Origin of the sequence: Actinoplanes subglobosus (assembly GCF_042650585.1) — a bacterium.
GTDB classification, from domain to species: Bacteria; Actinomycetota; Actinomycetes; order Mycobacteriales; family Micromonosporaceae; genus Actinoplanes; species Actinoplanes subglobosus.
The window spans coordinates 23,166-46,986 of sequence record NZ_JBHSBL010000028.1 but is presented as its reverse complement, the minus strand read 5'-3'; the positions used below and the strand labels follow the sequence as shown (position 1 = coordinate 46,986).

At 72.9% G+C, this 23,821-nt stretch carries 17 protein-coding genes; 8 read left to right on the top strand and 9 right to left on the bottom strand.

The genetic code is table 11. From position 1 onward, the window contains the following. Window positions 1–137: 137 nt before the first annotated feature. The 3 genes from chvE to ACFO0C_RS40715 form a co-directional block, all read right to left on the bottom strand. A complete protein-coding gene (chvE, locus tag ACFO0C_RS40725; RefSeq protein ID WP_378072173.1) occupies window positions 138–1,265 on the bottom strand; it encodes a multiple monosaccharide ABC transporter substrate-binding protein in 1,128 nt (375 codons plus the stop codon). Window positions 1,266–1,292: 27 nt separating this feature from the next. Next, window positions 1,293–2,777 (bottom strand): L-arabinose isomerase, encoded by a 1,485-nt coding sequence (araA, locus tag ACFO0C_RS40720; protein ID WP_378072172.1) that lies wholly within the window; start codon window positions 2,775–2,777, stop codon window positions 1,293–1,295. A 322-nt stretch (window positions 2,778–3,099) separates the two neighbouring features. Further along, window positions 3,100–4,083, bottom strand: coding sequence for a LacI family DNA-binding transcriptional regulator (locus ACFO0C_RS40715; RefSeq protein WP_378072171.1), 984 nt, complete (start codon window positions 4,081–4,083; stop codon window positions 3,100–3,102). A 168-nt stretch (window positions 4,084–4,251) separates the two neighbouring features. Here ACFO0C_RS40715 and ACFO0C_RS40710 point away from each other — a divergent pair, with 168 nt between their 5' ends. The 7 genes from ACFO0C_RS40710 to ACFO0C_RS40680 all read left to right on the top strand — a co-directional run bounded on the left by ACFO0C_RS40710 (window position 4,252) and on the right by ACFO0C_RS40680 (window position 16,151). Continuing rightward, window positions 4,252–5,673: a DUF2252 domain-containing protein gene (locus tag ACFO0C_RS40710; RefSeq protein WP_378072170.1), complete on the top strand. Its 1,422-nt coding sequence runs from the start codon at window positions 4,252–4,254 to the stop codon at window positions 5,671–5,673. A 36-nt stretch (window positions 5,674–5,709) separates the two neighbouring features. Then, a complete protein-coding gene (locus ACFO0C_RS40705) occupies window positions 5,710–6,123 on the top strand; it encodes a PPOX class F420-dependent oxidoreductase (protein WP_378072169.1) in 414 nt (137 codons plus the stop codon). After that, window positions 6,120–7,064, top strand: a complete 945-nt coding sequence (locus ACFO0C_RS40700) for a pirin family protein (protein ID WP_378072168.1) — start codon at window positions 6,120–6,122, stop codon at window positions 7,062–7,064. Before ACFO0C_RS40705 ends, ACFO0C_RS40700 begins: the two co-directional genes overlap by 4 nt. A gap of 59 nt (window positions 7,065–7,123) precedes the next feature. Then, window positions 7,124–7,636 (top strand): hypothetical protein, encoded by a 513-nt coding sequence (locus ACFO0C_RS40695; protein WP_378072167.1) that lies wholly within the window; start codon window positions 7,124–7,126, stop codon window positions 7,634–7,636. Beyond that, window positions 7,528–8,115, top strand: a complete 588-nt coding sequence (locus ACFO0C_RS40690) for a DUF6292 family protein (RefSeq protein WP_378072166.1) — start codon at window positions 7,528–7,530, stop codon at window positions 8,113–8,115. The genes ACFO0C_RS40695 and ACFO0C_RS40690 overlap by 109 nt, the downstream gene beginning before the upstream one ends. Before the next feature lie 29 nt (window positions 8,116–8,144). After that, a complete protein-coding gene (locus ACFO0C_RS40685; RefSeq protein ID WP_378072165.1) occupies window positions 8,145–8,558 on the top strand; it encodes a hypothetical protein in 414 nt (137 codons plus the stop codon). A 1,074-nt stretch (window positions 8,559–9,632) separates the two neighbouring features. Then, the gene (locus ACFO0C_RS40680; RefSeq protein ID WP_378072164.1) at window positions 9,633–16,151 is read left to right on the top strand and encodes a hypothetical protein; all 6,519 of its coding nucleotides are present in this window, start codon (window positions 9,633–9,635) and stop codon (window positions 16,149–16,151) included. 3 nt (window positions 16,152–16,154) lie between these two features. Here ACFO0C_RS40680 and ACFO0C_RS40675 read toward each other — a convergent pair whose 3' ends face one another. The 6 genes from ACFO0C_RS40675 to ACFO0C_RS40650 all read right to left on the bottom strand — a co-directional run bounded on the left by ACFO0C_RS40675 (window position 16,155) and on the right by ACFO0C_RS40650 (window position 22,104). After that, a complete protein-coding gene (locus ACFO0C_RS40675; protein WP_378072163.1) occupies window positions 16,155–17,183 on the bottom strand; it encodes a GGDEF domain-containing protein in 1,029 nt (342 codons plus the stop codon). Window positions 17,184–17,269: 86 nt separating this feature from the next. Then, window positions 17,270–18,454, bottom strand: a complete 1,185-nt coding sequence (locus ACFO0C_RS40670; protein WP_378072162.1) for an ABC transporter permease — start codon at window positions 18,452–18,454, stop codon at window positions 17,270–17,272. Beyond that, on the bottom strand, window positions 18,441–19,118 hold the full coding sequence (locus ACFO0C_RS40665) for an ABC transporter ATP-binding protein (protein WP_378072161.1): 678 nt from the start codon (window positions 19,116–19,118) through the stop codon (window positions 18,441–18,443). The genes ACFO0C_RS40670 and ACFO0C_RS40665 overlap by 14 nt, the downstream gene beginning before the upstream one ends. Further along, complete coding sequence (locus tag ACFO0C_RS40660; protein ID WP_378072160.1) at window positions 19,115–20,443, bottom strand: efflux RND transporter periplasmic adaptor subunit; 1,329 nt, start codon at window positions 20,441–20,443, stop codon at window positions 19,115–19,117. The genes ACFO0C_RS40665 and ACFO0C_RS40660 overlap by 4 nt, the downstream gene beginning before the upstream one ends. Window positions 20,444–20,517: 74 nt before the next feature. After that, window positions 20,518–21,231 (bottom strand): L,D-transpeptidase family protein, encoded by a 714-nt coding sequence (locus ACFO0C_RS40655; RefSeq protein WP_378072159.1) that lies wholly within the window; start codon window positions 21,229–21,231, stop codon window positions 20,518–20,520. A gap of 168 nt (window positions 21,232–21,399) precedes the next feature. Further along, entirely contained in the window at window positions 21,400–22,104 is a 705-nt protein-coding gene (locus ACFO0C_RS40650; RefSeq protein WP_378072158.1) for a CAP domain-containing protein, read from the bottom strand. Window positions 22,105–22,325: 221 nt separating this feature from the next. On the opposite strand from ACFO0C_RS40650, the gene ACFO0C_RS40645 reads away from it, so the two are divergent. Further along, window positions 22,326–23,714, top strand: a complete 1,389-nt coding sequence (locus ACFO0C_RS40645) for an acyltransferase family protein (RefSeq protein ID WP_378072157.1) — start codon at window positions 22,326–22,328, stop codon at window positions 23,712–23,714. Window positions 23,715–23,821 lie beyond the last annotated feature (107 nt).

The window sequence follows — 23,821 nt, the reverse complement described above, 5'->3', positions numbered from 1 at the left end:
GCCCTCCTGGCCCTCGCCCGCGGCGCCGTCGGACAGCTTCCGCTGGGTGCCGCTCGGTGCAGTCGGTCATGGACCCTATGGGCCGATGAGGCCGTGCCCCCGCCCGCCGGGGGACGGGCGGGGGCACGGTACCTACATCACTTCAGCTGGTCAGCCGTGTAGTAGCCGGCGTCGACCAGTTCCTTCTGAACGTTGTCCTTGGTGACGATGACGGACTCGAGGAGCTGCGACGGGACGACCTTGACGCCGTTGTCGTAGTCCGTGGTGTTGTTGGTGGTCGGCGTCTGGCCCTTGAGGACGGCGTCGGCCATCTCACCGGTGGCCTTGGCCAGGTTGCGGGTGTCCTTGAAGATCGTCGAGTACTGCTCACCCGCGAGGATCGACTTGGTCGAGGCGAGCTCGGCGTCCTGGCCGGTCACGGTCGGGTAGGCCTGCGCGCCGGTGCCGTAGCCGCCGGACTTGAGGGCCGAGAGGATACCGATCGAGATGCCGTCGTAAGGCGACAGAACGCCGTTGACCTTCGAGCCGTCCTTGTAGGTCGAGGTCAGGATGTTCTCCATGCGCTTCTGCGCGGTCTCCGGGTCCCACCGCAGCGTGGCGACGGTCTCGAAGTCCTTCTGGCCGCTCTTCACGACGAGGGTGCCGTCGGCGATGTACGGGTCCAGGATGCTCTTGGCGCCGTTGAAGAAGAAGGTGGCGTTGTTGTCGTCCGGCGAACCGGCGAAGAGCTCGATGTTGAACGGGCCCTTCTTGTCGGTCTTGTTGCCGGTCGCGTCGAGCACGCCCAGGCCGGTCAGCAGCGAGGTGGCCTGCTGGACGCCGACCTTGAAGTTGTCGAAGGTGGCGTAGTAGTCCACGTTCGGGCTCTTACGGATCAGGCGGTCGTACGCGATGACCTTGATGCCGGCGTTCTTGGCGTTCTCCAGCTGGGTGGTGATCGCCTCACCGTCGATCGACGCGATGATCAGGAGCTTCGCGTTCTTGGTGATCTGGCTGTCGAGCTGCTGGGTCTGGGTCGGGATGTCGTTCTCCGCGTACTGGAGGTCGACCTTGTAGCCCAGGCCCTCGAGCTGCGTCTTCAGGTTGTCGCCGTCGTGGATCCAGCGCTCCGAGGAACGGGTCGGCATGGTGATGCCGATCAGCGCGCCGGCGGTGTCACCGCTGGCGGCCTCCTTGTCGGCGGTCTTCTCGGCGTCGCCGCAGGCGGCCATCGTGGCGACCATGGTGGCAGCGGTCAGGACGGCCGCGAGCCGGGGATATTTCACGGTGGATCTCCTCTTTGAGAACGGGTGTTACAGGGGGCGGGCCAGGCGGAAGTACGCCTGGTTCCAGCGCACCCGGTCGAGGAAATCGGCCGGGTCGGTGCGCTCGTCGATCAGCAGAAGTTCGGTCTGTGCCATGTCGGCGAAGTCGCGCAAGGTCTCCGCTCCGACCGCCTGGGTGAGCACCGTGTGGTGCGGTCCTCCGGCCGTGATCCAGCACTCGGCCGACGTGGACAGCGACGGTGCGGGCTTCCACACCGCGCGGGCCACGGGCAGGTTCGGCAGCGGCTCGTCCGGCGGGATCACCTCGATCTCGTTCGCGACCAGGCGGAACCGGTCTCCCATGTCGGCCATGCCCATGACCACCGCCGGGCCCGGGGCCGCGTCGAAGACCAGGCGCACGGGGTCCTCCCGGCCACCGATCCCCAGCGGGTGGATCTCGGCACGCGGCTTCGCCGACGCGATGGACGGGCAGACCTCGAGCATGTGCGCGCCGAGGATCTTAGGCTCACCTGGACCGAAGTGGTAGGTGTAATCCTCCATGAATGAGGTGCCGCGTCCGGTTCCGGCGCCCATCGCTTTCACGGTGGTGACGAGTACCGATGTCTTCCAGTCGCCCTCGCCGCCGAAGCCGTAACCGTCCGCCATCAGACGCTGCACGGCGAGGCCCGGCAGCTGTCGCAGGCCACCGAGATCCTCGAAGTTGGTCGTGAAGGCGCCGAAGCCGCCCTCGGTCAGGAACAGCCGCAGGCCGGCCTCGATGCGGGCGGCGTAGCGGAACGCGTCGAGACGGTCGCCGAGCAGGTCGGGGGCGATCTCGAAGACGTCGCGGTACTCGGCGATGAGCTTGTCGATCTCGGCGTCGGACACCTGGTCCACGACGGCCACGAGGTCGTTCACGCCGTACGTGTTGACCGAGACGCCGAACCGCAGCTCGGCCTCGACCTTGTCGCCCTCGGTGACCGCCACGTCCCGCATGTTGTCACCGAACCGGGCCACCCGCAGGCTGCGCAGGTGCTGCAGGCCGGTCGCGGCCCGGGCCCAGCCGTCGATGCGCTTCACCACCGCGGGGTCGGCGACGTGCCCGGCGACCACCTTGCGCGGCACACCGAGGCGGGCCTGGATGAACCCGAACTCCCGGTCGCCGTGAGCGGCCTGGTTGAGGTTCATGAAGTCCATGTCGATGGTCGACCACGGCAGCGACCGGTTGTGCTGGGTGTGCAGGTGCAGCAACGGCTTGCGCAGCGCGTCGAGGCCGCCGATCCACATCTTGGCCGGCGAGAACGTGTGCATCCAGGCGATCACACCGATGCAGTCGGCGTCCGCGTTGGCCTCGAGCATGACCTGCTTGATGGCTCGCGCGTCGGTGAGCACCGGCTTGCCGACGATCTCGGCGGTCAGCCCACCGGCGGCCAGGGTCCGCTGGATCTCGGCGGACTGGTCGGCGACCTGCTGAAGGGTCTCCGGGCCGTAGAGATGCTGGCTACCGGTCAGGAACCAGATCTGCGGGTTCATGGGTTGGTCCTTTGGTCGAAGAAGTTCAGGCGCCCGCGACAGCACGGCGCACCATCGCCGAAGCCGGCATGCACGTCTTCATCCGGCCGCCGGCCACGAGGGCGGCCGGCAACCCAGTGATCTTACGTCCGGAAACGGGGTCACCGTCACCAAACGTCACGCCATACCCGGCCATGGGATGTACCTCCGAGGGGTGGCCGGGAGGGTGGCCACGACCACATCCCGGCGGGAGAACCTCAGTGTTATCGCTAACAAATAGCCTGTCAACGGCCGTCGGCAACAACGAGGTAACGGCCCATTAACGTGGGCGGAGAGTAATCGGTCAAACGCGCCGGGGCGCGCTTTCCCGGATGATGAGCTGCGGCGGGACGACGATCTGGTTCGCCATGCCCGAATCGTCCCTCATCTGGCCCAGGAGCAGGCTCAACGCGGCCCGGGCGACGTCACCGAAGGCCTGACGGACGGTAGTCAGCGGCGGAATGAAGTAGGCCGCCTCCGGAACGTCGTCGAAACCGACCACGCTGACGTCGTGCGGCACCCGCCGGCCGCGCTCGTGCAGCGCCCGCAGGATGCCGAGAGCCAGATGATCGTTCGCCGTGAAGATGGCCGTGACCTCGGGCATCCGGGCCAGCATCTGACCGGTCCGGTAACCCTCGGAGGCCGACCAGTCGGCGGAGAGCAACGGCGGCACCTCGGCACCGGCCTCCTCGAGGGTCTGCCGCCAGCCCTGGATCCGGCCGGCCGAGTCGAACCAGTCGGTCGGCCCGGACACGTGCCACACCGTCTCGTGCCCGGCGTCGAGCAGGTGCCGGGTCGCCGCCCGGGCGCCGGCCACCTGATCCACCGTGACGAGCGGACGGCCGCTGGACGGGTCGCCGTCGATGAACACGACCGGCAGATCGCCGGGGATCTCGGCGAGCGCCTCGGTGGCCGAGGCGGTGTTGGCGATCACCACGAGACCGGCCACCCGCTGGTCCAGGTGCCGGTCGACGACCGCGGTGATGGAGGAACGGTCGAGCTCGCGGACACTGCCGACGCTGACCGCGAAACCGGCGTCCGCGGCGGCCTGCTCGAACTCGCTGAGCATGGTGGCCGGGCCGAAGAGCGTGCTGTTGCGGGCGACCACACCGATCAGCTGGGAACGGCCGGTGACCAGGGCACGGGCGGCCCGGTTGGGACGGTAGCCGAGCTCGGCGATGGCGGCACGGACCCGGATGCGGGTCTGCTCCTTGACGTTGGGATGATCGTTGAGGACGCGCGAGACGGTCTGATGGGAGACCCCGGCCAGCCGGGCCACATCCGTCATCGCTGGGCTACGTGATCCCTTGTCCACTTGCGCACCTCGTCCGATCCGACTCTGATGGAGCGTAGCGGGAGTCCGCACGCGCTCTCAGACCCAGAAATGTTATCGATAACATCCGCTTTTCACGAGCCCCGCGCGGACGATCTTTGGCGCCACGTACCCTCGGCAGCGATGGAACCGTCATCAGGAATCAACGAGCCGGACGTGCTCGGCAGCTTAGCGGACGAGGGCTTCACCTCGTTACGCCGGGCCGCCGCACCCCGCGCCGAGCGTTACGAGATCGGCCGGTCGCTGCGTGAGCGGTCACCGCGCTCCGACATGGCCCACTGGAAGACACCGGACCGCCGCCCCGACCCGGTCGCCCAGGTGGCCGCCTCGCACGAGGGCCGCCTGGGCCGGCTCGTCCCGGTCCGCGTCGGCCGGATGATCGTCTCGCCCTACACGTTCCTGCGGGGCACCGCCGGGCTGATGGCCGACGACTTCGCCGCGCTCCCGCACACCGGCATCACCCCGGTCATCTGCGGTGACGCCCACCTCGGCAACTTCGGCTTCTACGCCTCCCCCGAGCGCGAGCTGGTCTTCGACCTCAACGACTTCGACGAGGCCCACCCCGGCCCCTGGGAGTGGGACCTGCGCCGGCTCACCGTGAGCGTGCACGTCGCCGGCCGGGTCAACGGCTTCCGGGAGAGCTCCTGCTCCGACGCCGTCCAGCACTGCGTCGAGTCGTACCGGGAGCAGATCGCCCACCTCGCCGAGCAGCCGCTGCTGGCCCGCTCCTTCGACCAGCTCGACGTCGAGGCCATGCGCTCGGCCGCGACCAAGGCCAGCTTCCGCGACGAGATCGAGCGGGCCGCCCGCCGTGCCCGCCGCCGGACCAGCGACCGGGCGCTGCCCCGGTTCACCGAGCGCAACGACGGCGCCCTGCGCATGGTCGAGGAGCCGCCACTGATCACCCGGCTCCCGGCCGAGGAGCGCGAGCAGCTCGCCGAGGCCCTCGACGGCTATCTCAGCACCCTGAAACCGCACTGGGCCCGGATCCTCGGCGGCTACCGGATCGTCGACATCGCGCACAAGGTCGTCGGCGTCGGGTCGGTGGGACTGCGCGCCTACGTCGCGCTCTGCGAGGGCAGCAGTCCCGACGACGTGCTCTTCCTGCAGCTCAAGCAGGCCCGCCGTTCGGTCGTCGCGAAACACCAGCACGGCGCCCTGGCCTGGCACCGGCACCAGGGGCAGCGCGTCGTGGAGTACCAGCAGGCCCTGCAGACGGTCAGCGACCCGGTGCTCGGCTGGACCACCGTCGGCGAGCACCAGTACTACGTGCGCCAGTTCCGCGACATGAAGGGCGCCATCGTCGTCGACGACATCAATGCCGGCGCGCTCGCCGACTACGCCGCCATCTGCGGCTACCTGCTCGCCAAGTCGCACGCCCGGACCAGCGGCGCCTCCATGATCGCCGGCTACGTCGGCAGCGGCGACAAACTCGACGAGTCGCTCGCCCGTTTCGCCCGGGCCTACGCCGACCAGGTCGAGAGCGACCACGAAGCCCTGGTCGCCGCGGTCCGCCGCGGCGACCTGCCGGCCGAGCCGGCCTGACCACCCGATGACTTCAACCCCTGATGAGGTACGCCCGTGAGCGGCGCCATTCCCCTCGACTCCCCCGCGCTCGCCGCCTTCTGGGCCGAACGTCACCTGTGCACGCTGACCACCCTGCGCGCCGACGGATCACCCCATGTCGTCGCGGTCGGCGCCACCTTCGACCCGGCCGCCGGCCTGGCCCGGGTGATCACCTTCAGCGCGTCCACGAAGGCCCGCAACGTGCGACTCGGCCGCCAGCGGGTCGCGATCTGCCAGGTCGACGCCGGCCGCTGGAGCACCATCGAGGGCCTCGCCGTGATCCGCGACGACCCGGCCTCGGTCGCCGACGCCGAGCAGCGCTACGCCGCCCGTTACCGCCAGCCGCGCCCCAACCCGGCCCGCGTCGTGATCGAAGTGAAGATCACCCGCATCCTGGGCTCGGCAACCCTATTAGTCTCGGGGGAATGAGCGCTCAGCCGGACATCGCCGACAGTGTGCTGCTGCCGGGCCACGACGTGCCGCTCGGCCGTTACACGACGGTGCGCCGGCTGCTGCCGCACCGTGAGCGGCGGATGATCGGCGCGTGGTGCTTCGTCGACCATTTCGGACCCGACGACGTCAGCGGCCGCCCCGGCATGCAGGTGCCACCGCACCCGCACTGCGGGCTGCAGACGGTGACCTGGCTGGTCGAGGGGGTCATCGAGCACCGCGACAGCCTCGGCAGCCACCAGCTGATCACCCCCGGCGGGCTCAACCTGATGACGTCCGGCCACGGCATCGCCCACTCCGAGTACACACCGCCCGACCATCCGGACGGCATGCACGGCCTCCAGCTGTGGATCGCCCTGCCCGAGCGGGCACGCCACGGCCCGGCCCGCTTCGAGCACCACACCGGCCTGCCGTCCCACCGGGACGGCGACGTCACGGTCACCGTCGTGATCGGGCGGCTGGGCGAGCTGCGGTCCCCGGCCGGGCGGCACACCCCGCTGGTCGGTGCCGAACTCTCCTGCCGCGCGGCGGCCGCGCACACCCTCGACCTGGATCCGGCCTTCGAGCACGGGGTGCTGGTGATGTCCGGCGAGGCCACGGTCGACGGGACACCGCTGGCACCCGGGTCACTGCTCTACCTCGGCGTCGGCCGCGACACCCTCGACCTGTCCGTCACCGGGCCGGCCCGGCTCTTCCTGCTCGGCGGCGAGCCGTTCGAGGAGCCGCTGGTGATGTGGTGGAACTTCGTCGGCCGCAGCCACGACGACATCGCCCGCGCGCGGGCACAGTGGATGGCCGGGAAACCTTTCGGCACCGAACGGTTCGGCATCGTCGACGGCTGCGGCGCCGATCCCCTCCCGGCTCCCGACCTTCCCGCGGTACGGCTGAAGGCGCGCGACCGGCACGGCGTCACCCACTGACCCCGCCGGCGTACGGCCGATCGCTTTACGTTTCGGGCGACGGCCGTCATGATCTTCCGATGACGCCCGCCCGACTCCGCACGGTGCTGGCCGGCGTCCCCGGCCTGCACCCCCGCACCGACCAGCGGGTTCCGCCGATCATCACCTGGGACGACGGCCCGTCCGGCCGTACCGCGGCGGCGGCGCTCACCGCCGCCGGGTTCGAGGTGACCGAGCCGTTCTGGGGCGGCGGCCTCGTCGACGTGCGTGACGTCGAACCCTGCGTCTTCCACCGGGTGCTGCGCCCCGAGACGGCCGCACTGCTCTGGCTGCACAGCACCGAGCCGGACACCCCCGACGGTGACGCGCTCCTGGCCCGCCGGGTGTTCGCCACCGACCTGCCGGCCGAGGGCTACCTGCCCGGCGGCCACGAGGACGGGCTGGCCGTACACCTGCTGATCGGCGAACTGAACGCGACCGGTGAGTGCGACTTCGGCGGGGACGCCCTGTTCACCCAGATCGGCGCGGCGGTCCGGCGGACGTTCGGCGGCCGACCCGGTCTCATCGAGCTCGCGAACCGGGCCGTCATCTGAGCGGGCACGCCGCCTACATCCGGGCGGTCGCCGGGGCCCTCGAGTCCGCCGGGATCCCGGTCGCCGACTGGCGGGCCGACAGCGGCCCGGCCCGCGACGGATGGATCCCGTTCGACCTGGCCCGGCAGGTGCGCCTGCACGGACGGCCGGTGTGGGACCACGACGAGGCCGGGGCCGGGTGGTCGGAGGAACGGGGCTGGTATCTGCTCACCGTCGACGATCCGGCGGGGCGCGGTGTCCGTACCGTCGCGGCATTGGCGGTGGCGACGGTGGCCTCGCCCGGCGCTGTGGCCCGGAGTGTCGCCTCCCTCGCCGGTCTTCCCGGCCCCGCACCGCTGGCCGGCGAAGTCGAGGCGGACTTCCCCGGGCGCCGGGCCGGTACGGACGATCCCGCTTTCGAGGCGGCGCTGGAGCACTATGCGGCACGTCGCACAAAGTCCGTTGACGGGTGGCCGGAGGCGGCGGAAGGTCGAGGGTAGACCGACCCGCACCACCGGCGGAGGAACCCGTGACCCTCCTCGAAGCCAGCCGCATCGCCCTGATCATCGCCGCACCCGCGGTGGTGGCGGCGGGATACCGCTACCTGCCGCGATGGTGTGCCGCCCTGGCCCGGCACCGGAGGCCCGAGCCCGCGCCGTGGGGCCCGCCGATCGAGAGACTCGCCGCCGACCTGCGCCGGCTGTTACGTCTGCACGGCGACCTGGCCGCGTCGGCGCACGTCGCGTTCTGCGCGCACCGGCTGTGGGCCGTCGAGGCCGCCATCGGGTCCCGGGCCGTCGAGGCCGCGAGGGCGCTCGGCGTGCCGCATCCGCACCCGGACGCCGTGGCGTCGCTGACCCGCACCGAGCTGACCGACCTGGCCGCCGCCGGGCTGGTGCTGCCCGCCGGGGTCAGCGGCTTCACCATCGACGGGCGCCTCTGACACCTGAAGGATCGGCCCGCGTCTCCGGCCTGCCGGAACGCTCGGCCTGCGCGTCTCCGACCTGCCGGAACGATCGGCCTGCGTGTCTCCGACCTGCTGGACTGTGAGGACGGCGGCGGAATGACAGGATTCCGCCGCCGCCTCCGTCCCGGCTCCGTGCCCGTTCAATCGCACCGTGAGGGGTTCGAGGGGGCGCCTCCCCCACGGGGAACACGGGCGCGGCACGACCACCTGGCTGGGGGGCGGTGGTCGTCGAGCCGGGGGGCTCGGGAGTCCGGAGAAGACGGCGGTGGGAGATGGGCTCCCACCGCCGCCTCCCGTCCCGGCCGTGCGCCAAGAACCGCCAGCCGCGAGAAGACGAGGGGGCGTCGTCTCAGCGGAACGTCTCGGGCGCTCTGCGACCGCCATGGAACTGGGGGGCGGCGGCCGTCGGCCGGGAAGTCGGGGCCGCAATGAACCCGCCGGGACATCGTTGGCCGCGGCGGGGTGCTCATCCACCGTGACAGATCACCAGTCCATGATCCGCCGACACGGAGCGTGTCCTTCGCCACCCGCCGGACACGCGGGAGACACCGTGGGTTCACATGCACACCGATACACCCGGTCACCTGTTCAGGGTCACCCGCAAGTCCTTGGTTCTCCTGAAGACAAGCTTAAAAAGTCCTTAAGTAGACACCTGGCCCGTCACCTCGCGGCAACGAATTCCGTTGATCGGGGCAGCACCCGGGCCCGCCGCCGGACCGCCTCCGAAAGCCCGTCATAGTCACTGCTCAACCCGTTGAACCGGGGCCACCCGCAGGACGTATACCCCGATGATCGCGCACCATCGGCGGACTGCGGCGCCGATGCGATCGACGCTCGCGGGCTGTCCGTCGAGCCGACGACGGGGACCCGCAGGGCGGTGGCGCACCGCGCAAATCCGTGGTTAACCTTCCACATCCACCACGTGGCAGGGATTGATCGCGGGACGCGAGGGGCGGGCACCGGGGTGCGGAGGTGGTGCAGGGTGAGGACGGTGGCACGGATGCGGCGTCGGGGCGTTGGGTCCTTCCCCAGCCGATTCGGGGCCTCGTCATGAGCTTCGAGGACGACGAGTACTGGGAGGACGAGTACGACGAGTACTCGTTCATGCCGAGTTCCGCGGTCAAGCAGGAGCAGCACTACACCAAACGGACGACCCCGGACCCGGTCATGCCGACCCGCCGTCGCTCCGGCAACGCCGACGAGGGCGCCCTCCGGCAGAAGGCCGCCTTCGACACCGAGCGGCCCAGCTGGCTCGACGACCCCGACTTCGAGCCCATCGACACCTCCGTCGACAACCTCGTCGGCGACGACTTCGACGACGTCGACTTCAACCGGCCCGAGCTCGGCGTCGACTTCGACAAACCAGACTTCCCGATCGTCGACCCCGCGGCGCGCCCGGAACTGCGGCGCGGCCCCGGCGGCCAGCGTCGCGGCGGGGACAACCGCTATGAGCGTACGGCTGACCCGCGCCGTGACGACGACCGCGGATACGGTCCGTCCTCCCGCTACCGGGACGACGCTCCGGCGCGGGGCGACCGCCGGGACCGTGGCTGGGACGACCGGCCGCCGTCACGCCGGGACGACCGGGACGGGCGGTGGGACGACCGGCGGGGTTCCTCCCGCGACCGGCGGGACGACCCGCGCGACTCCCGTGGCGACCTCCGAGACCCGCGCGACGCCCGCGGGAACGTTCTCGACCCGCGCGACGCACGCGATCCCCGCGGAAATGCTCTCGACCCGCGTGACCCCCGTGGCGACATTCGCGATCCCCGTGACCCGCGCCATTCGGGTGGGGACCCGCGCGACTCCCGCGGTGGAGTCCGTGACCCGCGCGGTGGACTCCGTGACCCGCGCGACTCCCGCACCTCGCGTGGTGACCTCCGCGACGCCCGCGGAAACGCTGTCGACCCGCGCGACTCCCGTGGCAGCGGCCTCGACCCGCGGGACTCCCGTGGTGATCGTCTCGATCCGCGGGACGACCGCCGTTCCTCGCGGGCTGGTCTCGGCGACTCGCGTGGCGATGTCCGGGAACCGCTGGATGCCCGGGACGGGCAGCGCGACCCGCTCGGTGACCGCCGGGACGCCCGCGACGACGTACGTGCGCTCCGTGACCCGCGTGACGGCCGCCGCGACCCGCGTGAGGAGCGCGAGGACGAGCGCCGGGAGATGTCCCGCGACGATCGCCGGGTGCGCGGCCAGCGGGCCGTGGAGATCCACGCCGACGAGATGTGGGACGACGAGGGCCACATCGAACGCGACGGCGACCGGCCCGGCACCGGCCGGACCATCGAACTGGGCGCCGACGAGTACTGGGAGGAGCCGTCCCGGTCCCGGGACGGCGACGGACGCCGCCAGGGACGTCCGGCCGCCGAACCCGCCGCACGCTCCGCCGATGCGTGGGAGGACGCCGGCTTCGGCCCGATCCGCCCGCCCGGCGGACGCCGGCCGCGCCGCGACGAGGACACCCGGCGGTCCGGTCCGGCCACCCGCGACGACCGGGCGGTCACCGGCCGGGCACAGGTTCCGGCAGCCGGTTCCGACCAGCCTTTCGGTACGGCCGACGAGTCCTACGACAGCTCCCACCAGGGTCGCGACCCGCGCCGGGACACGGTCCAGCCCGCCGGGGTGGATGCCCGCGCCGCCGAACCGGAGACCCGTGACCAGGGCGAACGCCGCCTCGCCGCAGCCGCCTGGGCAGGCGACCCGGCCACCGTCCGTGGCGACGCCGACAACCCGGCCCGTGGGACCGCCGACAGCCGGGACCACGGAACCGCCGACGGCCGTGGAACCGCGGGCGACGACATCGCGGCTCGTGGTGAGCGCGGCACGACGAGCGGCGACCAGTCCGGGCGCCCGGGCGTCGACGAACTCGCGGCTCGCGGCGAAGACGGTCGCCGGGCCGCTGGGACGACGGCGGACCGTGGCGGGGCTCCGGAACGCAACGAGTCCGGTCCGGCTACTACCGATCCCTCCATGGCCGCTCCTGCCGCGACGGATCACGCCGTTCCGGGACAGGCTGTTCCGGGACAGGCTGTTCCGGGCCAGGCCGCGCCCGGTCAGGGCACCGGCGAGGCCGGCGGGCGTCACGAGCGCGGTGCCAGCGGTGCGCCTCAGCAGGTGGCGCCGGAGCAACGTGGCCAGGGACCGGCGGGGGCGCAGCCGCAGGGCCGGGCTGGTCGGGTTCAGGCACCTCCGCCGGCGGGCTACGGAATGCCGGACTCAGCGGCGCCGTGGAACGGGGCTCCTGGCGGCGGGGCTCCCGCCGGCGCGGGTGCCTCGGGTGGGGCCGGTTCCGGTGGGGCCGGGGTGCGCCCGGATCAGGACAGCGCGGACCACGGTGGTCCGGAGGCTTCGGGCAAGGGCGAGCGGAAGGGTTCGCGCGGAGGCTGGCGTTCGGCAATGGCTCGGCTCGTGCCGGGACAGCGGGGCAGCGGGGCGGACACTCACGCCGAGCCGGCCACGGATCCCGCCGGGCGGGACGGTGCCGGCCAGGGTTCGGGGGCGCAGCCCGCTTCCGGTCCGGCGAGTGGGAACGGGCAGGTTCCGGGCGGTCAACCCGGGGACGGTGGGCCTCGTGTGGTGCGGCGGGCTGAGGCACCCGTACCGCCGAAGGTCGTCAGCAGGGCCACTCCGCCGCCCGCACCGCGCGTGATCAAGGCCGACCCACCGGCTGCGCCGCGGGTTGTCGCCGCGCCCGCGCCGGTTCCGCCGGCGCGCGTGATCGGGCCGAACGGGCCGCAGACCGATGGAACGCCGGAAATCCCGGACGGGAACGCGTCCGCCGGGAACGGCGACGCCGGTGGCCGCCGTTCCGAGGGGGCCGGGGGTGCGCCGGGTGCGGCTCCCGGTTCGCGTAGCGCGGCCGGTCGGCCCCCTGTCGGTCGTGGCAGTGCCGGTTCCGGTGCGGCGAGTGTGGTTCCGGGACAGGGCGCTGGTGGCGGCGCGCCGGGGCAGGGTCCCGGCGGCGTGGCAGCGGGCCAGGGCTCCGGCGGCGTTGTAGCGAGCCAGGGTCCCGGTGGCGCGGGGGCGGGACCGGGCGGTGCCGGTTCGGTGCCCGGGCAGGGTGATCCCGGTGCGGCGGCTGGCTCCGGGGATGCCCGGTGGGGTGGAACGGGTGGGCGGCCGGATGTCACCGGGGGCTTCGACCGGCCCGCCGATCCTCGCTGGGGTGGCGACGGCGGACGTCCCGATGTGACCGGTGGCTTCGACCGTCCCGCCGGAACCGCGGACGGACGCTGGGGCGGTCCGGGCGGGCGGCCCGACGTGACCGGCGGCTTCGACCGTCCCGCCGCTCCCGGCGACGCACGCTGGGGCGGAGCGGGTGGACGCCCGGACGTCACCGGCGGCTTCGAACGTCCCGCCGGGCCGTGGAGCGGAGCGGGTGGACGTCCTGACGTCACCGGCGGCTTCGAACGTCCCGCCGGAACGACGGATGTTCCGCAGCAGCGGGCCCGGCGGTCCCCGCGCACCGCGCATGTCTTCCTGTCCGAGGGTGATGGCCCGTGGGCCATGGTTCCGGACGAGGCTCAGCCCGTTCAGGGTGCGCGGCCGGTTTCGCCGTCCACCACCGGGGACATCGTGGCCGGTCAGCCGTCCGCGGCTACGGCGTGGCCGCCCGCGGCGCGGCCTCCGGTGCCCGACGCGGGCCGGACCGTCGACGCGCCTCAGGGCGGCAACCCGGCCGGGCCCGGCGTGTCGTCGGCGGCCACGGCCTGGCCGCCGGCCGGTCCGGGTACGCCGGTTCCCGGCCAGGCGCCTTCCGGGGCGCAGGTGCAGGCCACAGGTGGATGGCCCGCGGTCGGATCGCAGCCGGGCGGCGCGACACAGGCCGGGGTGGCTCAGACCGGGGCGCAACAGGCCGGGCCGGCTCGGACCGGGGCGCAACAGGCCGGGCCGGCTCAGACCGGCGCGCAACAGGCCGGTCCGACTCGGGCCGGGGCACAGCAAGCGGCCGGATCGCCGCAGGTCGGCGCGCAGCAAGCACCCGGATCGGCGCAGACCGGCGGACGGTCGGCGGCCGGGGCGGGGAACACGCCCCGGTCGGCTCCACCCGCAGCGGACCCGAGTGGTCTGGGGACGTCGTGGAACGGCTTCGGGAGGCCGGCTTCGGCCGCCGGCAGCGGGGCACCCGCGGCCTGGGACGGCCCGACCGGCGAACAGGCCGCCGGGGGCATCGCGCCCCGATCGGCTCCGCCGGCCACCGGTGCGAACGGTCCGCAGGCGAACGACGGCACGCGCAGCGGTTACGGATCGCCGGGCGCGCCTCAGGCGGGCACCACCCGGAACAGCAGCGCACCACGATCGGCACCGCCCGCGTCGAGTGTGCCGGGTGGAGCGTGGAACGGCTTCGGCTCGTCGGCTCAGCCCGGTTCGGTACCGGACGGTCAGACCGCCGGCGGCACCGCGCCCCGGTCGGCACCGCCCGCTACGGGCCCGCGCCCCGGCGCACACGCCGCCGTCGACAACGGCGCTGTCGCGCAACCGGGCACCGGATGGAACGCCGCCACGCCGCGGTCCGCGCCTCCGGCTTCCGGCACGCCCGGCACCGCACCGTCCTCGGCCGCCGGCACGGATTCTCGCCAGCCCGGTTCGAACGGGACCGCACCGGTCACCCCGGCAGCCGGATCCGGATGGAACGCAGCGACACCGACCTCCCCCGCGACGGACGCACAGCCAGCCGGATGGAACGCGGCCACGCCGGTCTCCCCCGCACCGGACACGCGGCGGAACGCAGCCACGCCAACCTCTCCCGCGACGGACGCACGGCCAGCCGGATGGAACGCGGCCACGCCGGTCTCCCCCGCACCGGACACGCGGTCGGCCGGATGGAACGCGGCGACGCCGGTGTCGCCGGCGGCTGCCTCCTCGGGTGAACGCCGTCAGACTGGGCCGATGGCCGGGCGGGACGGGGCCGCACCGGTTTCCGGGGCTCCCGTGGGCGGGCCGGGAACGCCGCCGATCCCGGGGGCACCCACTGCCGGGAACGGGACGCGGCAACCGGGGAACGCACCGGTCTCCGGGGCTCCCGATGAGCAGCGCGCGCGGGATGCGGGCCTGGCCGGTCCCGTGGGTGAGCGGCCCACGGTCGCCCTGCCGAGGCCGGGAACCCGGCCGGGTACCGGTGCGGGAACCAGCGCTGGAGCTGGAACCGGCACGCCGGTTTCCGGCGCCGGGACTCAAACCGCGGGCAGCACCGGGGCGCCGGGTGGCACCGGACCGGCGAGCGACGCCGGGGCGGCCGGCGGCGCGGGGCGGGAGAAGATCGGGTTCCCGCTCACCCGGCCAGGGCAGGACGAGGCTGAGCCGCGGCCGTACATGGACTCTGACGGGACGCTGCACAACCTGCGGCCGATCGGGCGGCTGGAGACCTCGGGACCGGATGTCGAGCCGCGCCGGTATGCGGACACCGCGTTCGGCGGTGGGTGGTTCGTGGCGAAGGCCTCGGACAAGCCCGCCGGGACTGACGGCCCGGGTTCCACGACGGGTGACGGCGGTCGGCCGGGTGCGGACGATGGCGAGGCCACGGCTGGTGGCGCGCCCAGCGCGGCCGTGAGCGACGGCAGCACCGTCGACGGCAAGGCCGACAGTGGCAAGGCCGACAGTGGCAAGGCCGACAGTGGCAAGGCCGAGGGTGCCGAGGCCACCGACGGCACGGGCGGCGATGGCGACGCCACGCACCGGGAGACCGCCGACGGAACAACCACCGGTGACGCCGCTGACGGTCGGGCCACCGACGGTGACGGCGACGACGGGCAGGCCCCGAACGGCGAGGCCACCGGTGGTTCGGGCGCCGACGGCAGGACCGGGACGGCGACCGGTGCCTCCCGAGGTGGCCGGCACGCTTCCGCAGCCGACGACGACGCGGCGGAGACGGCCCCGCAGGCGCGGGCCGATGCGAAACCGGATGTGCCGCGCGGGCCGGAGCTGGCCCCTCACCTGCCGCTGACGGCCACCGAACTGTCGGCGATCCGCTGGCGGTTGGATGGGGCCACGCTGCGGGAGGTCGTCGACAACCGGGACGCGCTGCGGGCCCTGGGCGAACGGCTCGACGGGCCGCTCACCGACGAGGCCGACAACATCGTCAAGGCGGGGCTGCTGAGCGTACGCGCGGAGGTGTACCGCCTTCTCGGTGAGCTGGGTATGGCCGCCGCGGCGAGCCGGCTGGCCCTGGCGCACGCCGAGTCGGCGCAGGATCTCCAGTCGATGGTGATCGCGCAGGCGGAGCTGGCGCACGTGCTGCGGTTGCGGGGCGACTACCTGGAGGCGGACCGGCTGTTCCAGAAGGCGGTGGAGGCGGACGTGTCGCCGGCGGTGCGCAGTGTGGTGCACGAGAACGCCGGGCGCAGCTGCTTCGATCAGGGCCGCAACATGGAGGCGCTGGATCATTTCGCGCGGGCGATCCGGCTGGGCGCCCCGGAGGACACGGACCTCGTGGAACGCATCGGGGTGTGTCTGGAGGCCGTCTACATCCATGTGCTGCGGGACGGCTGGGGTCCGTACCCCCGCAGGTCTCCGGAGATCCTGGCCCCGCTGGGCGGCAAGCCGGCCGGCGACGGTGACCAGGGGTAGCGGTCAGGCGGTGGCGCGGAGTGGTGGCGGGTGGGCCATCATGCTGCGCCCGCGGCCGCCCTCTTTCGCCCGGTAGAGCGCGGCGTCGGCGACTTTCTGCAGCTCGTCGGCGGTGTGGGCGTGGTCGGGGAGGACGGCGATGCCGATGCTGAGGCTCGGCGGGCCGCACGGCAGGCCGGTGGTCTCGCCGACGCGGGTGCGGGCGAGTTCGGCGAAGCTGACGGCCGCGTAGGGCGAGGCGTGCAGCAGAACCGCGAATTCGTCGCCGCCGAGGCGGGCGACCATGTGCCGGCGGCCCTCGGCGGCTTCGCGGAGGGAGTCGGCGACGGTACGCAGGGCGAGGTCCCCGACCGCATGCCCCCACGTGTCGTTGATCGTCTTGAAGTGGTCGACATCGATCATGATCAGCGCGACCGGGTCGTCGGCCCGGGCGGCGGCGACGGCCCGGCCGAGTTCGCTGTCGAAGGCGCGCCGGTTCGCGGCGCCGGTGAGGGCGTCGGAGGTGGCCTGGGTCTCCAGGACGGCGCGGAGCCGGTCGTTGCGCTCGCGGAGGCCGGCGACGACGACGGCGGTCATCGACATGGCCACGGTGATCGCGATCCAGTCGAGCATCGCCTGCCCGCCCGTCTGGAACTGGAAGGCGGTGAGCGCGTGCCCTGCGGAGATCTGCGCGACGGTACCGGCGATGAACCTGCGGTTGAGGAACATCGCGGCGTAGAGCAGCGGCCACAGGTAGAACAGCTGCGGGCCCATGGTGGCGTCGGCGGTGGCCACGTTGAGCCCGGTGATGACGCCGGCCGACACCAGGGGCACGAGCAGCCAGAACAGCCGCGGCATGGCATCGGGGCGGCGCAGGCAGATCAGCCCGACGGTGAACAGGACGATCGAGGTGACGGCGAGGACGAGGACCTCGGGCAGTGGATGACCGAGTTTCATCAGGACGCCGGTGACGAAGTTGTAGGGTCCGGCGGCGAGCATCAGGTAGGCGACGGCACGGGCAGCTCCGTGCATGTCGCGCAGCTGATGCGCCAAGGTGTTCTCCTCCGGGTCCGGTCCGAAACCACCATTCGGTTCCGGCAGGCGTCACCTGAGGCGTTGCCGGTTGGCCCGGTGGGGACTCATTCGGTACGCAGCGCGACAACCGGGTCGAGCCGGCCGGCCCGCTGTGCCGGGACCACGCCGAAGATGATGCCGACCGCGGCGGACACCCCGAACGCCAGGGCCATCGACCACCAGGTGAGGGCCGCCGGGACCGGGGTGAACCGGTCGACGAGAAGTGCCGTGCCACCGCCGAGGAGCATGCCGAGCACCCCGCCGGTGGTGGTGAGCAGCACCGCTTCGAGAAGGAACTGGACGCCGATGTCGCGGGGTCGCGCGCCGACCGCCTTGCGCAGCCCGATCTCCCTGGTCCGTTCGCGGACCGAGACGAGCATGATGTTGGAGACGCCGACGCCGCCGACGAGCAGGCTGATCCCGGCGATCGCGGCGAGGACCCCGGTGAGCACGCCGAGGATGTCGCCGAGCACGCCGAGGATCTGCTCCTGGGTGACGGCGGAGAAGTCGGTGTCGGGGTGGCGCTCGGACAGGGCGGCGACGACGGCGGCGGACAGGTCACCGATGCGGTCGCGGTCGGGGGCGCGGATGGCGATGCCGTCGATGCGCTCGGTGCCGAGCAGGCGCTGGGCTGCGGTGACCGGCACGTGCACCTCGCCGTCGCGGTCGACGCCGAGACTCTGCCCGAGCGGCTCGAAGACGCCGATCACCCGGAACCGGACGCCGCCGATGGTGATCTGCCGGCCGATCGGGTCGCGGTCGCCGAACAGGGTGCCGGCCAGGCCGGCGCCGAGGACCGCGACCCGGCGGCCGGTGCTGACGTCGGTCCTGGTCAGGTAGGTGCCGCGGTCGAGGCGGCGGACGAAGACGGTCGGTGTGGTCTCCAGGACGCCCTGCATGCTGGCGAATCCGGTGCGGGAGCCGGCCCGGACCGTCTCGCCGGAGGCGATGGTGACGGCGACGCGGGTGCGGTCGCCGACGACCCGGTTGATCGCCTCGATGTCGTCGAGGGTCAGCGGCGAGGAGGTGGGCGCCGCGCCGGCCTGGAGACGGCCGGGGACGACCAGCAGCAGGTTCGAGCCGAGGCCCTCCACCTGGCTCTCGATCTGCTGTTTGGTGCCGGTGCCGATGGCCACCAGGGCGACGACCGCGGCCACCCCGATGATCACGCCGAGCATGGTGAGCATGCTGCGCAGCCGGTTGGCGCGCAGCGCGTCGAGGGCGACCCGCCAGGCCTCAGCGAGTCTCACTGATCAGCCCGTCCTTCATGACGATCTGCCGGCGGGCGCGGGCCGCGACGTCACGGTCGTGGGTGACCAGGACGACCGCGACGCCCTCGTCGACGAGCGTTTCGAGCAGCGCCAGGACGGACTGGCCGGTGACCGAGTCGAGGTTGCCGGTGGGTTCGTCGGCGAGCAGCACCGACGGGCCGGTGACCAGGGCGCGGGCGATGGCGACACGCTGCTGCTCGCCGCCGGACATCTGGTTGGGGCGGTGGGTGATCCGGTGGGCGAGGCCGACGCGTTCGAGCATGGCGGCGGCGCGCTCACGGCGCTCACGGCGGCCGGCACCGCGGTAGACCAGGGGCAGGCCGACGTTGTCCTGCGCGGTCGTCCGGGCGAGCAGGTGGAACGACTGGAAGACGAAGCCGATCGTGGTGTTGCGCAGCTCGGCCATCTCGTTGGGGCTGAGCGTGCTGACGTCGCGGCCGCCGATCAGCAGGGTGCCGCCGGTGGGCCGGTCGAGGCCGCCGAGCAGGTGCATGAGGGTGGACTTGCCGGAGCCGGAGGTGCCGACGATCGCCACGTAGTCGCCCGGCTCGACGGTCAGGGAGACGCCGCGCAGCGCCTGCACCGACACCCCGTCGAGGTCGTAGGTGCGGCTCACGTCCTCCGCGACGATCGCGGCGGTCACGGCGCCTTCCCGCCGGCGTCGACCTGGTCGGCGCCGGCGACCACGACCCGCTCGCCCGCGCTGACGCCGGAGACGATCTGCACGGTGTCCTCACCCTGCACGCCCAGCCGCACCGGCACCGCGGTGTAGCGCCCGTCCCGGACGGTCCACACGGTGTCGTGCCCGTCGGCGCTGACCACGGCCGAGGCCGGGACGGTGACGGCGCCGGTGGCCTGGCGGACCTTGAGGCGGATGACAGCGCTCATGCCCGGCCGCGGCACCGGAGCGGCCTCGCCACTGTCCGCGAATGATCCCTCGCCGAGCTCGAGGCGGACCCGGTAGGAGACGCCGCCGCGGGCCGAGGTGGTGGGCAGCAGGTCGACGGCCCGGACCGTGGCCGGATAGCCGGCTCCGGGTGCGGCGTCCAGCTCGACCTCGGCCTCGACGCCCTCGGAGACCAGGAGCACGTCGGTCTCGTCGACCTCGGCGGACAGGCCGAGCCGGCCGGTGTCGACGACGGTCACCACCGGGGTGCCGGCCGCGACCCAGCCGCCCTGCGGCACCGCGGCGTCCACCCCGGACATCGTGCCGGTGGAGGTGGCCGGGACCTGCCCGGACTCCAGGAGCCCGGCCAATGACGAGCCGGCGGGCTGGGCGGGGCCGCCCAGTTGCACCACGCCGGCCACGGGAGCGCGCAGGGTGAGCGCGTCGACGGCGGCGTCGGCCAGCTCGTACGCCTGCTCGGCCTGCAACCGCTGGGCGGCGGAGAGGGTGCCCATGGCACGACTCAGGGAGGCCACACCGCGCTGCACCGACCGCAGCGCGGTCGCCGAGGCCGCCGAGGCGGTCTCGTAGTTCTTCTCCGCCGCGTCGACCTGGTGCAGCAGGGTCTCCTTGACCTGGGGGTCGGCGATCTGGCCGGCGGCGGCGCGGGCCTGCTCGAAGGCGTCGGCGGCCTGCCGGTCGGTGCGTTTGCGGACGGCCGCGAACTCGGCGGTGCCGCCGGTGCTGACGCCGCCGCCGGAAGGCGCCTGCTCGACGGCGCGGGCGGCGGCGTCGCGGCGGCGGGTCAGCTCGGGCGAGTCGATGACGGCGAGCACGTCGCCCTTGCGGACCCGCTGGCCGGGCTCGGCGTGCAGCTCGCGGAGGGTGCCGCTGGCGGGGGCGGTCAGGGTGGCGGCGGTCCGCGCGGTGACGGTGCCGGGGGCCTCGACGATCTCGTCGACCGTGCCGACCTCGGCGTTGCCCAGCCGGACCGGGTCGGGCGCGTCGTCACAGGAGGCCGCGGTCATCGGCAGCAGGATCAGGGCGCCGGCGGCGACGATCACGACACGGGAGCGATACACGACCGCCACTCTATGCCGGAGAGACGAGAACGGGCCGTCCCGAGGGGACGGCCCGTTTCTGCGTCGCTTGTCGATCAGGTGCCGGGGCGGCGGCCGAAGACCTTGACGGTCATGCCGATCTTGCCGATGCTCCAGTACTTCTGCGCGTCCTGCTGGAGGAGGTTCACGCAGCCGTGCGACCCGCGCCACTTGTCGTGGATGTAGGTCGTGGTCTGGTGGAAGCCCCGCCCGCCGATGAAGCGCTGCCAGTACGGCAGCCACACCTCGTACGGGTCGGACCACTCCTTCTTCGTCCGCTTGTTGATCGTGAAGGTGCCCGCCGGGGTCCGGTAACCCTTGTACCCGGTACGGGTGACGGTCGGCTTCACGTGCACCGCGCCGTTCTTCATCACCCACGTCGTCTGGTTGGTCAGATCGACGCAGAAGGTGATGCCCTTCTTCTTGGCCTTGCAGGCCGCCGTCTTCGTCGCCGCCAGCCGCTTGGCGACGTCGTTGGTGGTCGGGCCGGCCAGGCCCTTGGCCGGCTGGATGCCGAAGCGCTTCTGGAACTTGACGATCGCGGCGCAGTCGGCGGCGGACTGCTTGCCGTCGACCGTCACCGTGCCGTATCCGCCCAGCTTCGCCAGGTAACCCTCGACCTGCTTCTGGTACTTGCCGGTCGCGCACGACGCGGCGGCCGCCTTGGTGACCACGGTGGTGGTCACGGCCGCGGTCACCGGCGCGGACGCACCGGCACTCGCCGGCGTCAGCGCGAAAGCGCCGAGACCGCTGCCGACCAGCACCGCCATGGCAGCGCCGGCGAGGCGAGCGGAGACCCGTCCCCTTGCCAAAATCGTCCTCCCCAGGAGTGATGTCCGCACATAGAAGCACAGCCAGCCCACCTGTGGAGTACGGGGACGGCCGGTGACACGAAACCGGTATGCCATCGGCATCCGGAGCCACCGGGTTGAGGTTCTTCAGCTACGCGGAGTGGCGAACTCCTGCACCCAGTAGGGCGTCTTCCCGGAGTCCAGGGCCAGACCCACACCCATCTCGTCGAGCCGGCAGTCGAGGATGTTCTCCCGGTGCCCGGGGCTCTTCATCCAGTCGGCCATCACCCGGTACGGGCTCTCCTGCCCCTTGGCGATGTTCTCGCCGTAGCGGCGCCACGAGTACCCGGCGTCGGTCACCCGGCTGCCGGCCTTCTCCCCGGACGGCGACTCGTGGTCGAAGTAGCCGCGCCGCGCCATGTCCGAGGCGTGCCGGTTGGCGGCGTCGATCAGCCGCCGGTCCAGGGTGATCGGATCGCAGCCGGCCTCCTTCCGCTTCTGGTTGACCAGCGCGAGGATCTGCTGCTGGACCGGCGACTGCGGTCCGGGACCGGCCGACGCCGCGGTCACCGCGGTCCGCGACGCACCGATCGGGTCGGCGCCCGGCTCGGCGGCGCGGCCTTGCGGCCCCTCCTCTTCGGACCTTTCCGCGGTACGGGCGACCGCCGGCGTCCGCACCCGGGCGGGAGCGTCGCCCCACCCCGACACGGGCGGCCGCACGGCCGTGTCGCGGGTGCGGGTGACCGCGGGGTCCGGTGTACCCGGTGGCCCGTACGCGAGCGCCGGGGTGGCACACCCGCCCGCCGCCAGCGCCGCCGCAGCCAGTCCCAGCCCCACCAGAGGTTTGCGCATGTCGCCGTCGATCCCTCGTTCACTGTCCCGGCCGGTCCGGGACGCCCACACCGATGACCAACGGCACGGCCAGCGGAAACGCAACGGAGCAGGGATCACGCACGTCGCACAACCGCACAGGAATCCGGTCTTCTTCCGCCTAACGGGGTAATCCACTCAGTCCGATCTCCTGGACCCTCCGGTGGTCCCGGCCGTAGGCACGCCGTCGTTACGGTTTCGCGGTGCGCAACCGCTACCTGGACACGCTCCGTGCCGCGGCGATCGTCCGGGTCGTCGTCTATCACCACTTCGGATGGGCCTGGCTGTCCCTGGCCCTGCCGGCGATGGGCGTCATGTTCGCGGTGGCCGGCTCCCTGACCGCCGCGTCGCTGGACCGGCGACCGGCCGGAACCGTCGTCCTGTCCCGCCTGCGCCGCCTGCTGCCGCCACTGTGGCTGCTCGGCGCGGTGGTGGTCCCGGCGATGATCGGCACCGGCTGGGCGGAGGAGGACGGCGAGCACCCGTACAGCCCGGCCCGGCTGTTGCTCTGGGTCCTGCCGCTGGCCGACCCGCCGGGCAGCGACACCGCGATCGACGCGTGGGAGCCGCTCTGGTACATCCGCGCCTACCTGTGGTTCGTGCTGCTCACCCCGCTGCTGTACGCACTCTGGAAGCGGGTCGGCTGGGTGCTGGTCGCGCTTCCGGTCGCCGGCATCGCCGTCCTCGACAAGACCGGCTTCGCCCTGCCGGACGCGGCCGACAGCGCCATGTGGGACCTGGTCACCTACGGCGCCTGCTGGATCCTCGGGTTCGCGCACCGCGACGGCCGGCTGGCCCGCCTGCACCCCGCCATCGCGGTCTGGGGCGCCGTCGGGCTCGGCGCCGCCGCGCTCTACTGGCAGAGCGGCCACCAGGGCGAGGACGCGTGGGACCTCAACGACGTGTCCGAGTCACAGGCGCTGTGGTCGCTGGCGTTCGTGCTGGTGGTGCTGCGCTGGCAGCCGGACATGACCCGGCTCGCCCGGATCCGGCCGCTGGACCGGCTGGTCAGCATGCTCAACGGACGGGCCGTCACCATCTACCTCTGGCACAACATCGCCATCGCCGCGATCTGGCCGGTGCTGGAGTTCAGCGGGCACGACGATCTGGGCCGGTTCGAGCAGCCGATCACCCTGGCGATGACGTTCCTGCTCACCGGCGTGGCGGTGGTGGCGTTCGGGTGGGTCGAGGACCTGGCGGCGGGCCGGGCTCCCCGGTTGTGGCCGGCCTACCGGCCGCCCCGCGAGCCGATCGCCCCGGAGCGGCCGGCCGGCGGGCCGTCCTCGTCCGGTGACGCCGAACCGGTCACCGAACGGATCGTCCACGACACGGTTGTGCCGCCGATGCCGCCGGCCCACGCCGCGAAGATGCCCGCCGGGTGGCCCCCGACGCCGCGCCCGCCGCAGCAGGGACGCCGTTACCTCAGCGAGGAGCCGGTCACCGAACGGATCGTCCGGGATCTGCCGGTCGCCGGGCGGCCGCCGTTGGCTCCGCGCGGGCACGACGGTGTGCCGTGGGCCGGGAACACCGCGCCGCAGCAGGGCGGCCCACCCCTGCCGCTGCGGTTCACCGGGCACGACGGCACCCCCTGAACAGGCCGTCCCGGCGCGCGGAGGGCGGCCGCGCGCCGGGACCGGCCGACCCGCCGGAAAAGCCCGAAAGGGCCAGGTCAGACGGCACGCGGACGGCGTACCCCCGG

Excerpts from the sequence above, each read along its gene's own strand:
- araA (WP_378072172.1), bottom strand. The coding sequence starts at position 2,777 with ATGAACCCGCAGATCTGGTTCCTGACCGGTAGCCAGCATCTCTACGGC.
- ACFO0C_RS40715 (WP_378072171.1), bottom strand. The coding sequence starts at position 4,083 with ATGACGGATGTGGCCCGGCTGGCCGGGGTCTCCCATCAGACCGTCTCG.
- ACFO0C_RS40710 (WP_378072170.1), top strand. The coding sequence starts at position 4,252 with ATGGAACCGTCATCAGGAATCAACGAGCCGGACGTGCTCGGCAGCTTA.
- ACFO0C_RS40700 (WP_378072168.1), top strand. The coding sequence starts at position 6,120 with ATGAGCGCTCAGCCGGACATCGCCGACAGTGTGCTGCTGCCGGGCCAC.
- ACFO0C_RS40695 (WP_378072167.1), top strand. The coding sequence starts at position 7,124 with ATGACGCCCGCCCGACTCCGCACGGTGCTGGCCGGCGTCCCCGGCCTG.
- ACFO0C_RS40680 (WP_378072164.1), top strand. The coding sequence starts at position 9,633 with ATGAGCTTCGAGGACGACGAGTACTGGGAGGACGAGTACGACGAGTAC.
- ACFO0C_RS40655 (WP_378072159.1), bottom strand. The coding sequence starts at position 21,231 with ATGGCGGTGCTGGTCGGCAGCGGTCTCGGCGCTTTCGCGCTGACGCCG.
- ACFO0C_RS40650 (WP_378072158.1), bottom strand. The coding sequence starts at position 22,104 with ATGCGCAAACCTCTGGTGGGGCTGGGACTGGCTGCGGCGGCGCTGGCG.